Origin of the sequence: Micromonospora sp. LOL_014 (genome assembly GCF_048060245.1) — a bacterium.
Taxonomy (GTDB): Bacteria; Actinomycetota; Actinomycetes; order Mycobacteriales; family Micromonosporaceae; genus Micromonospora_E.
In genome coordinates this window covers 77,477-87,347 of the sequence record NZ_JBHMIP010000004.1, presented here as the reverse complement: position 1 = coordinate 87,347, position 9,871 = coordinate 77,477, and the positions used below count along the sequence as shown (strand labels likewise).

Here is a 9,871-nt window from a genome sequence, read left to right as displayed (position 1 = left end):
GCCGGGGAGGGCCGCGCGCCGGGGAGGGCCGCGCGCCGGCCGGGCCACCACCCACCGAACAGAGAGAAGCCCCGGCCGCTGACACGACCGGGGCCCACCAGAGAGATCGGAGTCTCAATGACCACCCTAGCTGATCTGACCGCCCAACTGGCGGCCGAGCCGTCACACGACGCGGCCCGAGCGCGGGCCCTGGAGCTCATCCAGTCGGCCGTGACCCGCGCGTCGCTGTCCGGCGACGAGCAGTCCGCCGAGGTGCGCCGCATCCTGGTCGCGCTGGACGGGGCCACCGAGCCGGTCGCCCCGGCCCTGCCGGCCGACGTCGAGGCCGACCTGCGCCGCGTCGCCGCCGAGACCGGCGAGGACTACCGCCACGTCCGCGACCTCTACGACGCCCTGTCGTCGATGGACGAGGAGGAGGAGATCGCGCGCGTCGAGGAGGACGCCGCCACCCGCCGCGAGCACGACGCCGAGGCTCAGGCGGAGGTCGACGCCGAGGCCGCCGAGCTCGCCGCCCAGCTGCGCGCCGAGTCCATCACCGCCACCGAGCTCGCCGCCGTCGAGCTCCTGACCGGCGCCGGCATCCACGCCATCGACGGCTTCCCCGTCCACCGCCTGGCCGGCGGGGCGTCGGGCTGGCGGGTCCGCTGGGATCGGCTGCGGGTCGGCGACGGCTGGCGGATGGACGTCGGCCGGCTCACCGACGAGCAGGCGATGGTGCACGACCTGGCCGTGGCGCTGGCGACCGGTGAGCGGATCGACCTGCGCGAGGTGATGCAGGCCGTCGCGGACGACGAGCAGCTGCGTGGCCTGATCCTCGGCGCGGTCCGGATCGCCCTGAGCCCGATGCCGGCGGTGACCCGGTGAGCGCCCGGCACGTGTCCGCGCTGCGCCGCGCCCTGCGCCAGTGCTGCGGCGGCACCGCCGCCCGCACCGTCATGGTCCGCACCGTCACCGCCGACCCGACCGGCGTCGTCGACCCCGACGTGGCCGCCACGGTCCGGGTGTGCTCGGCCGACCTGGCGCGGCTGATGACCGAGCTGCGCGGCACCGGCGAGCTGACCGGCTACGAGCTGTCGCCGCCGTGGGCGCCGGGCGGTGCCCGGTGCGGTGCGGCGGACCTGGCCGACGGCGAGTCGATCGCCGCCCCGGACGACCAGCGGACGCGGGTGATCGCCGGGCTGAGGCAGCTGGCCGACCTGATCGCCGACCGGCCCGACCTGGCCATCGGCAGCAGCGTCAGCGTCGGCCTGGGCATCGTCGCCGACCGGGCCGCGCTCGCGCCGTGGGCGGGTCTGCTCGGCACCAAGGTTCGCATGAGCGACGACACCCCGGTCGTGGGCGCGCCGCTGGCCGGCGTCAGCCTCTTCGTCCAGTCCCCGGAGGAACGGCCCGCCGATCCTCGTGTCGCCGAGCTTGAGCGCCGCCTGGCCGAGGCTGAGCGCAAGCTGGCCGAGCGCGACGACGAGCCGGAGGACCCGATGGCGTCGGGCCGCGACATCGAGGTGACGGTCAAGCCGCCGCCGCCGGGGGTGGAGGGCATCCCGGTGTCGTCGCCGCCGTCGTGGTCGGGCCGGCCGGTGTCCGCACCGCCCGCGACCGCCGACCAGGCCGATCCGGACCCGATGCACATCGGCCGCGCGTTCGCCGGCAACCAGGTCGAGCAGGCTTGCGCCTGCAAGCTCGCTCAGTGCGGGCTGGTCGACACGTCCGACGTCGACCCGGACTGCGAGCACCACCCGGCTGAGCGCCGCAAGACGATGCGCCAGATGCACCGGGCGAGCGCCTGCCCGGCCCTGCGGGGTCCGCGATGAGCGACTACCAGACCGGCGAAACCGTCGACATCACCATCGGGCGCGCCCTGATCGACCACGTGCACGAGGCGCCCGGCCTCGGCCAAGTGCTGCACGTGCTCTACGTCGACCCGATCGGCGACCAGCGGGTCATCGAGGTGGCGGTCGACGCCGAGTCGGTGACTGTCGAGTACAGCTCCCCACCCGGGTGGCCGCCGCAGTCCCGTGACGTGTGGATCGACAGGGACGGCGACGCCTGGATCGGCCTCGGCGTCGACCTCGCGCAGGCGCTGGGCGACGGAAACATGGTCGCTCCCGACGTGGCAGCAAGGCGGTATGGGCCGCTGCGGCTGGTCTACCGGCCAGGCGGTGACTCCGATGCCTGACTGGTTGCTCATCGCCGGCTGGCTGCTGGTCATCGCCGCCGCCGCCGCGCTCGGCTGGCTGGCCGGTCAGCGCCACTGCCCGACCTGCGCCCGCGACCGCCGGGAGGCGGACCACGCCGCGACCCTGCCCGACGCGCCGCCGCCGGCAGCCGTCGCCGCACTCACCCCCGACGCCCTGCCCGACGGCGCGGCACCGATAGTGCCCGGACCGCCCGCCGACCCCGGCCCGGCGATTGCCGCTGCGATCGAACACCTCGCGTCCGCGATCGCCGCCGAGCGGATGGGCTGCCCGCCGCACATCGCCGACCAGTGGACCGCGCGCGCCATCCGGGCGCTCCACCGCCTCGACGCCGACCAGCTGCGCGACGCCCTGCTGATCGAGCTCGACGCCGCGGCGACGTGCCGCGCCGACGAGCTGGTACCCGCCACCCCGCAGGAGTCCTGACATGCCCCTACCCCCGCGCAAGTGCCCCCTGTGCCTCGTCGGCGCCTGCCAGTCGTGCACCGGCCGGCTGGTCGTCCAGACCGTCGCCGGTGACCGCCGCGACGTGCCGTGCGAGCACCACCACCAGGCCGGCACCGGACCGGCCGCCCGCGTCATCGCCGACATCCCGATCCAGATCGGAGCCTCATGAGCACCCTGATCGCCACCGCCCTGGCCCTGGCGGCCGCCGCGCCGCTGGGCACCATCGTCGCCCTGATCCGCCGCGACGGCGGACCCGCGCCGGCCGAGCCCGCCCCGGCCGAGCCCGCCCCGGCCGAGCCCGCCCCGGCCGCCGCCGAACAGCCCGACACCACCGACGAGACTCCGGCGCCGCCCGTCGACGGGGGCGAGCGGCGCCGGCTCGCCGACGACTGGCGCGACCAGCTGTCACCGCTCGACCCGCCGGAGCTCGAGCACCGCCACCTGATGGTCCGGCCGTACGTGTCCAAGCACCACGAGGACACGGTGGAGATCGTCACCGGCTACTGGCCGCTGGTCGGCCGGGCCCGGGTCCGTGCCGCGCTCGACACCGAGGTCATGCCGGCGGTGCGCTCGTGACGAGCGCGCCCAGCCTGCCCCTCGGCCCAGACGACGCACCCAGCACCGGCCTCGGCCCCGGCGTCCACAACATCCCCATCAACCCCGGAGAGACCCCGTGAAGATCGTCCGCCGCCAGAACGGCCGCAACCACTGGTACATCGACCTCGACACCGGCGACCGCATCCCCGGCGTCACCACCATCCTCGACCAGGGCCTCCCCAAGAAAGCCCTCATCAACTGGTCGGCCACCGCGACGGCAGAGTACGCCGTCGACAACTGGGACGAGCTCACCCAGCTCGCCCCGTCCGCCCGGCTCAAGAAGCTCCAGGGCGGCCGGTACGCCGCCAAGGACGAGGCAGCGAACCGAGGCACCCAGGTCCACAAGATGGGCGAACGGCTCATCAACGGTGAGGCCGTCGTCGTCCCCGACCTGATCCGCCCCTACGTCGACAGCTACGTGCGGTTCATGGACGAATTCCAGCTCCGCGCCAAGCACATCGAGGCCGTCGTCTACTCGGAGACGCACCGCTACGTCGGCACCCTCGACATCTTCGGCGACATCCTGCTGCCGGACATGCCGGAGTACGACCACCTGCCGCGCGACGACGACGGGTTCGTGTGCGACGTGCTGATCGATGCGAAGACCAACCGCAGCGGGATCTTCGGCGAGACGGCGTTGCAGCTGGCCGGCTACCGGTTCGCCGAGTTCATGCAGGCTGACCCGTCCGATCCGGACACGGCGTTCCCGATGCCTGAGGTGGCGTGGACGGGCGCGGTGTGGATCCGCCCGGACGGCTATTCGCTGATCCCGGTCGAGGCGGGCGAGGAGCAGCACCGGTCGCTGTTGTACGCGCGGCAGGTGGGGCTGTTCGACCAGGGCGCCCGGGATCTGATCGGTGCGCCGGTCGAGCCGCCGACGGCGTCGCGGTACGCGCTGGTCAAGGCCGACGACGAGGTGTCGTTTTGATGGCCGCGCCGACGAACATCAACGAGGCGCTGCTCGCCCTGCAGGCCGATCCGCCGGTGCTCACCAAGAACAAGAACGGCCACCAGTCGCGGTACGCCGATTTGGTGCAGGTCAACCGGGAGGTGCTGAGCCGGCTCAACGCCCTCGGTGTCGTCTGGTCGTGCCTGCCGACGCTCACCGACGAGGGCAAGTTCGTCCTGGACTACGCGCTGGTGCACGTGGCGTCGGGCTCCAAGATCTGCGGCCAGTGGCCGTTGAAGCTGTCGGAGAACCCGCAGCAGATGGGCAGCGCCACCACGTACGGCCGGCGGTACGCACTGCTGGCCGTAACGGGCATCGCCGCCGAGGACGAGGACGACGACGGTCAGGCCGCGTCGGGTCGGCAGGTTGCCCAGCGTCGGCAGCAGGCCCGGCCGACGGCGCGGCGCGCGTCCGGTCCCGCCCCGGCACTGCCCGGTGAGGACAAGGCGCGCGGCAAGATGTTCGCCCTGCTACGTGAGGCGGACCTCGGCGACCGGGATGCCGGTCTGGCGTTCATCGGTGAGGCGCTGGCCCGGCCGGTCGAGAGCACCAAGGACCTGACCGGCGACGAGGTGAGCACGGTCATCGACCGGCTGACCGCGTACCTGGAGCAGTCGGAGCCGGGTGGTGACCAGTGAGCGCGCCCCGGGTCGTGGGCCTGGACCTCAGCCTCGCCAGCACCGGCATCGCCGTCGGCCACTGGACCTTCTCGATCAAGCCAGGCGACCGCCGCGACCTGGCCCGCCTGGAGTACCTCCGGGACGCCGTGCTGGCCTACGTGATCGACAACAGCCCGGACCTGGTTGTCGTCGAGGGCCCGTCGTACGGCAGCGCTCGCGGCGCACAGGCCGGCCACCACGAGCGAGCCGGCCTGTGGTGGCTGGTGCGGATGGCGATCACTGGAGGTGCCGGCGGCTGGCCGCTGGCGGTAGTACCCCCGGCCACGCTCAAGCTCTACGCCACCGGCAAGGGGACCGCCGACAAGCCCGCGATGGCGGTGGCCGCCTACAAGCGGCTCGGCATCGAGGGCGTGTCTGACGACGAGGTCGACGCCGCATGGTTGCGCGCCGCCGGCATGGACCACCTGGGGCATCCGCTCGCGGTGATGCCGGCGGCGCAGCGGGCCGCGCTGGACAAGGTGACGTGGCCGGAGGTGACCCGGTGATCCTGGAGCTGGTCCTCGCGCTGCTGATCGCGGTCGCCGCCGGCGTGGTCGTCTGGCTGGCCGGCCCGGACGGCAGGCGCGTGCTGGCGCGCACCCTGGCCGGCATCACCGTGCTGGCCGTCCTGGTCGCCGCCGTCGCCGCCGCCGGCGTGCTGCTCGCGGGAGCGCTGCAGTGACCGCCGACCCCGTCGCCGTCAGCGCGGTCCTGCGCATCCCGCTCGACCGCATCGACCCCGGCCCCAACCTGCGCACCGATCTGGGCGACCTCACCCAGCTCGCCACCAGTCTGCGCACGATCGGCCAGCAACAGCCGGTCACGGTCGAGCGGCCCGACGACGGCCGGTGGCAGCTCGTCGACGGGCACCGCCGGCACGCCGCCGCCCGCAAGGCCGGACTGACGCACCTCGACGCCATCGTCCGGCCGTCGCTCAACGCCGCGCACCGCGACGTCATCCAGCTGGCGATCCAGGCCGGCAGCAAGAGGTTCGACCCGATCGCCGAGGGGCAGGCGCTGCACAGCCTGATGTTCGACGCGGGCATGACGCGCGAGCAGATCGCCGCCGCCGTCGGGCGGTCGCCCATCTGGGTGCGCGACCGGATCGCGCTGACCCACCTGGAGCCGGACGAGGTCCGGCAGGTGCGGGCCGGTCGGCTGACGGTCGGTGAGGCACTGCTGCGTCTGGCCGGCCGACGCGCCGAGCGGACCGGCGAGACGGCCGCACCGCAGCGACCGGCGCCGGCACCGGCGGCAGCGCCCACGTCGCCGCCGTCCGGCGCGCGGCTGCCCGTGCAGCAGATCGCGGTGCTCGCGGCGATCGCCGAGGGGCTGGAGCGAACCGAGATCGCCGCCCGGCTCGGTATCGCCGTGGCGGGCGTCAAGAGCCACACCACCCGGGCGTACGCCGCCCTGGGTGCTCGTAACGCAGCGCACGCCGTGCACCTCGCGCACCTGGTCGGGCTGCTGCCCATCACGACCACCGAGGCCGGCGGCACCGGCCACCACTCCCGAGGAGAGCAATGACCGCCATCAAGATCGACGGCAAGCCCGCCGTCGCCGCCGGCTACGCCCTGGAGCGCTACGGCGCGCAGCTCTACGCCCGCCCCGGCATGCGCATCGTCGGCGTCGTCGAGCTGCGCCACGTCGAGCGCACCCAGCCCGCACCGGACGAGGACAAGGAAGCGTCGGTCAAGCTGCGCATCACCGGGCTGGAGATCGCCGGGCCCGAGCAGGAGGACGCGATCCGGCAGGCACAGGAGGCGCTGTACCGGCACCGCACCGCCTACGGAACGCTCGGCGAGGACGGCGAGATCGCCCTGTCCGAGCAGACCATCAAGCTGACCGGCGGGCTGCTGGACGCGATCGAGGCGGCCCGGATGCGGGTGGCCGTGGCGCACTGGGCGACGGCCGGCCGTCGGGCGTTGGGCGTCGAACAGATCACCACGACGGAGATGCGTCACGAGCTGGACGCGATCGTGTCCGGCCTGGAGTCGGTGCTGACTCCGGACGCGGGCGGCACCGATGGGTGAGCCGCTGACCTGCCCGCTGCCCGACTGCGGCGCCGACCTGCACCTGCGGTGGACGCTCACCGTCGGACTCGACGCCATCGAGCTGGACGCCGCGGGGACCGACAGCATCGGCGACCCGATGACCCCGACCGACGCCGACACGGCCACCTGGCGCGTCGAGTGCGAGGCCGGGCACGTGGTGCTGCTGCCCCGCGACCCGCAGTGCGACGCCCGGTGCCCGGGTGGTGAGGCGTGCGACGCCGAGGACGAGTCGTTCCGGGAGTGGCGGCGGTCGGACGTGGCCCGGCTCGCCGCGCTCCTCCCGCCGACGGGAGGTGCCGCCGATGCCCAGCGCTGACCAGTGCCCCCGCAGCGGCCAGCCGCACGAGCCCCACCGGGTGCACCTCGGCCCGTGGGGCGTGCTCGACTGCCCCGGCGTCCCGGTGCCCGTCGACGAGCAGCCGGCCGCCGAGCTCGACCTGGCCGACGCGACCGAGGCCCGCGCCCTGCTCGCCTCCGGCCTGGAGGCGCGCGGCATCGAGGTGCCGCACCTGGCCGGACCGAAGGCGCTGGCCGAGATCGCCCTCGCCTGCCTCGACGCCGACGACCAGGCCACCGCCGCCCTTCGGGCCGACCTGGCCGAGGCGCGGACTATGCGCGGCGCACACGCGCCCGCCGGCAGTGCGCATGGCCCGGACGGGGCCGCGCATAGCCCGCGCGCATCCGATCTGCGGACCGCGATCCTCCACGCCGTCAGCCCACACGTGCGCGACGGCGGCTGCCGGGTCGACGACGTGTGCGTGCTCTGCCGGTGGGCCGAGGAGCGGACCGACGCGGTGATGGCCGCCGTCGCCGACCACATCCGCCAGCTCGTCATCCCCCGCAGCCACGCCGACCCGCCGGGTCGGCAATGACCGAGCTCGCCGACCTGCTCGCCGAGCGCTACCCGACGCCCCGGGAGACCACCACGGTCCCCCGGGGCGTCCCCGCCCGCCCAGCCCGCGCCCGCCTGGTCGCACGGCTCGTCGCCGCCGGACTCACACCCCGCGCCGCGCGGGCCGTCGCGGCAGGGCGGCGCGAACTGGCACCCGGCATCCGAATCGAGGTGGATCGTGAGTGACATCCTGCTGGTCACCAGCCTCCAAGCCACCGTGCCCTGGCTAGTGCGCGACCTCCAGCGGCTCCCCGCCAAGGTGCGCGCCCGCCGCATCGACCAGTGGGCGGCCGCCGCCGTCGACCAGGTCGGCCACCGAGGCGACATCCTGCAGTTCCGAGGCGGCAAGCCCGGCGAGACCGCCCAGGTGTGGACCGCCCTCGCCCGAGGCCTCGCCGCCGCGGCCATGGCACCCGGCGGCATCACGTTCATGGGCCAGCACTGGTGCGCCGACCACACCATCTGCGACAAGGCAATGGAGGCGCTCGCCACCGAAGCCGCACTCGACGCCATCGGCCCAATCCACGGGCCCGACCCGCTGCCCACCCTCGACGGCCGCCCGGTCGCCACCATCCAGCCCGCCGGCGGTGTCCTGTGACCCGCGCCGACGTGGTGCTGGCCCACGGATTTCGGCTGTCCGACCTCCACCGGATGGCCCGCCAGTCCGCCGCCACCAACCGCACCATGGCCGCCGACCACCGCGACCTGCTCGACACCGCGTGGTCCGCCATCGCGCTGGAGCTCTACACCGCCGACACCCCGCCCAGCGAACATGACCTGCTCGCCGTCGGCAAAGGCGCCATCTGGGCCATGACCAAACAGCACCGCCAGGCCTACGGCTACCGCGACCGCGAGGCCGCCGCCGGCATGGGCTCCGCACCCCGCTGGGCGACGTACTGGTGGGACTTCGGGCGACCTACCCCGTCACCGGAGCCGTCGGTCGTCGAGCGCCTCACCCTGCCCCGTCTGCTCGCGGCACTGAGGGCACCGTACCGGGACGCGATCGCCGCACTCGCCGCCCACGACGGCGACCGCGAGGCCGCCGCCGCCGCGCTCGGCATCTCCATGGCCGCCATGCAGCGCCGCATCCACGTCGCCCGCGCCCGGTGTCTCGCGCTGTGGCTGGAGGGCGAGACACCCGCCCGCAGGGTCAAGGCTCAGCCGGACCGCAAGCGGTCGAGCACCCCGCTGGCACCGTGCGGAACGCCGGCCGCCGCCCGCCGGCACCGGGCCCGCCGAGAAACGCTCTGTCCGGAGTGCCTGACCGCTGAGACCGCGGCGCGGAAGGCCCGGAGGGCGGCCGCATGACGACCTACCGCATCTACCGCCGCCAACCCACCGGACTCCTCGACGCCCTCATCGGCGCCCGCTACCTCACCGTCGCCCCCGACGGCACCGTCATCACCGCCACCGAAACCCTGTCCGGCGCGCACCGGGCCATTCGCCGCCACCAACGCGACCAGCACGACGCCGCGCAGCTGATCCGGTGCGCCCGGCTCGTCGACCAGGTCCCGGTGGCCAGGACGACGTGATGGCCACCGAGCAGCCGGCGTTGTTGCACGACGGCCAGACCGCGATCTGGCCGAGATTCAGGCTGCCGACCGGGCGCATCAACGCCGCCCCCTGGCACCACGCGCTGTCGGCCGGCGAACTGGTCGGCACCTGCCACTGCGGCGGCTACCTCAAACCCGGCCGCCCGTACCAGCTGGGCCGCGTCGACTGGTTCCCCGCCACCTGCCACGCCTGCGGCGCCGACACGGCGCACCGCGGGCCGCTCCCTCGAGGAAGGAAACCCACCCGATGAACACCACCACCACCACCACCCGCCGAGGCCGCCGCCAGGCCGGACCGACCCGCGAGCAGCTGGCCCGCGACACCGCCCGCGCCGTCGGCGGACCCGCCGCCTGCCTCTGCGACGGAGGCCCGACCGTCGTCGCCCGGTTCGCCGATCAGCGCCTGGTCGACGTCGAGCACCGGCACCTGCGAACGGACGGCTGCGGACTGCCGACGACGCACGTCGACCCGGCCGACTGGGTGCGGCAACCGGCCCGCCGCCGACGGCGCTGACGCAAGCGGGA

At 74.4% G+C, this 9,871-nt stretch carries 20 protein-coding genes; all 20 read left to right on the top strand.

Going from position 1 to position 9,871, the window contains the following annotated elements; genetic code table 11:
- The first annotated feature begins 117 nt into the window (after nt 1-117).
- The 20 genes from ACFHW1_RS05145 to ACFHW1_RS05050 all read left to right on the top strand — a co-directional run bounded on the left by ACFHW1_RS05145 (nt 118) and on the right by ACFHW1_RS05050 (nt 9,860).
- Nucleotides 118-864, top strand: coding sequence for a hypothetical protein (locus ACFHW1_RS05145; protein ID WP_416614981.1), 747 nt, complete (start codon nt 118-120; stop codon nt 862-864).
- On the top strand, nt 861-1,811 hold the full coding sequence (locus ACFHW1_RS05140) for a hypothetical protein (RefSeq protein ID WP_416614980.1): 951 nt from the start codon (nt 861-863) through the stop codon (nt 1,809-1,811). Before ACFHW1_RS05145 ends, ACFHW1_RS05140 begins: the two co-directional genes overlap by 4 nt.
- Nucleotides 1,808-2,176, top strand: a complete 369-nt coding sequence (locus ACFHW1_RS05135) for a hypothetical protein (RefSeq protein ID WP_416614978.1) — start codon at nt 1,808-1,810, stop codon at nt 2,174-2,176. The genes ACFHW1_RS05140 and ACFHW1_RS05135 overlap by 4 nt, the downstream gene beginning before the upstream one ends.
- Entirely contained in the window at nt 2,169-2,621 is a 453-nt protein-coding gene (locus ACFHW1_RS05130) for a hypothetical protein (RefSeq protein ID WP_416614976.1), read from the top strand. The genes ACFHW1_RS05135 and ACFHW1_RS05130 overlap by 8 nt, the downstream gene beginning before the upstream one ends.
- A gap of 1 nt (nt 2,622) precedes the next feature.
- Nucleotides 2,623-2,811 (top strand): hypothetical protein, encoded by a 189-nt coding sequence (locus ACFHW1_RS05125; protein WP_416614975.1) that lies wholly within the window; start codon nt 2,623-2,625, stop codon nt 2,809-2,811.
- Nucleotides 2,808-3,218: a hypothetical protein gene (locus ACFHW1_RS05120; RefSeq protein ID WP_416614974.1), complete on the top strand. Its 411-nt coding sequence runs from the start codon at nt 2,808-2,810 to the stop codon at nt 3,216-3,218. The genes ACFHW1_RS05125 and ACFHW1_RS05120 overlap by 4 nt, the downstream gene beginning before the upstream one ends.
- Nucleotides 3,219-3,315: 97 nt before the next feature.
- Nucleotides 3,316-4,167, top strand: a complete 852-nt coding sequence (locus ACFHW1_RS05115) for a hypothetical protein (protein WP_416614973.1) — start codon at nt 3,316-3,318, stop codon at nt 4,165-4,167.
- Nucleotides 4,167-4,826, top strand: coding sequence for an ERF family protein (locus tag ACFHW1_RS05110; RefSeq protein WP_416614971.1), 660 nt, complete (start codon nt 4,167-4,169; stop codon nt 4,824-4,826). Before ACFHW1_RS05115 ends, ACFHW1_RS05110 begins: the two co-directional genes overlap by 1 nt.
- Entirely contained in the window at nt 4,823-5,353 is a 531-nt protein-coding gene (locus tag ACFHW1_RS05105) for a hypothetical protein (protein ID WP_416614970.1), read from the top strand. The genes ACFHW1_RS05110 and ACFHW1_RS05105 overlap by 4 nt, the downstream gene beginning before the upstream one ends.
- The gene (locus tag ACFHW1_RS05100) at nt 5,350-5,529 is read left to right on the top strand and encodes a hypothetical protein (protein ID WP_416614968.1); all 180 of its coding nucleotides are present in this window, start codon (nt 5,350-5,352) and stop codon (nt 5,527-5,529) included. Before ACFHW1_RS05105 ends, ACFHW1_RS05100 begins: the two co-directional genes overlap by 4 nt.
- The gene (locus ACFHW1_RS05095) at nt 5,526-6,374 is read left to right on the top strand and encodes a ParB/RepB/Spo0J family partition protein (RefSeq protein WP_416614966.1); all 849 of its coding nucleotides are present in this window, start codon (nt 5,526-5,528) and stop codon (nt 6,372-6,374) included. Before ACFHW1_RS05100 ends, ACFHW1_RS05095 begins: the two co-directional genes overlap by 4 nt.
- Nucleotides 6,371-6,880 carry a hypothetical protein gene (locus ACFHW1_RS05090; protein ID WP_416614964.1) on the top strand — a complete coding sequence of 170 codons (510 nt, stop codon included), beginning with the start codon at nt 6,371-6,373 and terminating at the stop codon, nt 6,878-6,880. Before ACFHW1_RS05095 ends, ACFHW1_RS05090 begins: the two co-directional genes overlap by 4 nt.
- A complete protein-coding gene (locus tag ACFHW1_RS05085) occupies nt 6,873-7,217 on the top strand; it encodes a hypothetical protein (protein WP_416614962.1) in 345 nt (114 codons plus the stop codon). Before ACFHW1_RS05090 ends, ACFHW1_RS05085 begins: the two co-directional genes overlap by 8 nt.
- Entirely contained in the window at nt 7,204-7,773 is a 570-nt protein-coding gene (locus ACFHW1_RS05080; protein ID WP_416614960.1) for a hypothetical protein, read from the top strand. The genes ACFHW1_RS05085 and ACFHW1_RS05080 overlap by 14 nt, the downstream gene beginning before the upstream one ends.
- Nucleotides 7,770-7,979: a hypothetical protein gene (locus ACFHW1_RS05075; RefSeq protein WP_416614958.1), complete on the top strand. Its 210-nt coding sequence runs from the start codon at nt 7,770-7,772 to the stop codon at nt 7,977-7,979. Before ACFHW1_RS05080 ends, ACFHW1_RS05075 begins: the two co-directional genes overlap by 4 nt.
- Entirely contained in the window at nt 7,972-8,391 is a 420-nt protein-coding gene (locus ACFHW1_RS05070) for a hypothetical protein (protein WP_416614956.1), read from the top strand. The genes ACFHW1_RS05075 and ACFHW1_RS05070 overlap by 8 nt, the downstream gene beginning before the upstream one ends.
- Entirely contained in the window at nt 8,388-9,101 is a 714-nt protein-coding gene (locus ACFHW1_RS05065) for a hypothetical protein (RefSeq protein WP_416614955.1), read from the top strand. The genes ACFHW1_RS05070 and ACFHW1_RS05065 overlap by 4 nt, the downstream gene beginning before the upstream one ends.
- The gene (locus ACFHW1_RS05060) at nt 9,098-9,325 is read left to right on the top strand and encodes a hypothetical protein (protein WP_416614953.1); all 228 of its coding nucleotides are present in this window, start codon (nt 9,098-9,100) and stop codon (nt 9,323-9,325) included. The genes ACFHW1_RS05065 and ACFHW1_RS05060 overlap by 4 nt, the downstream gene beginning before the upstream one ends.
- The gene (locus tag ACFHW1_RS05055; protein WP_416614952.1) at nt 9,325-9,597 is read left to right on the top strand and encodes a hypothetical protein; all 273 of its coding nucleotides are present in this window, start codon (nt 9,325-9,327) and stop codon (nt 9,595-9,597) included. The genes ACFHW1_RS05060 and ACFHW1_RS05055 overlap by 1 nt, the downstream gene beginning before the upstream one ends.
- Nucleotides 9,594-9,860, top strand: a complete 267-nt coding sequence (locus ACFHW1_RS05050) for a hypothetical protein (protein WP_416614950.1) — start codon at nt 9,594-9,596, stop codon at nt 9,858-9,860. The genes ACFHW1_RS05055 and ACFHW1_RS05050 overlap by 4 nt, the downstream gene beginning before the upstream one ends.
- Nucleotides 9,861-9,871 lie beyond the last annotated feature (11 nt).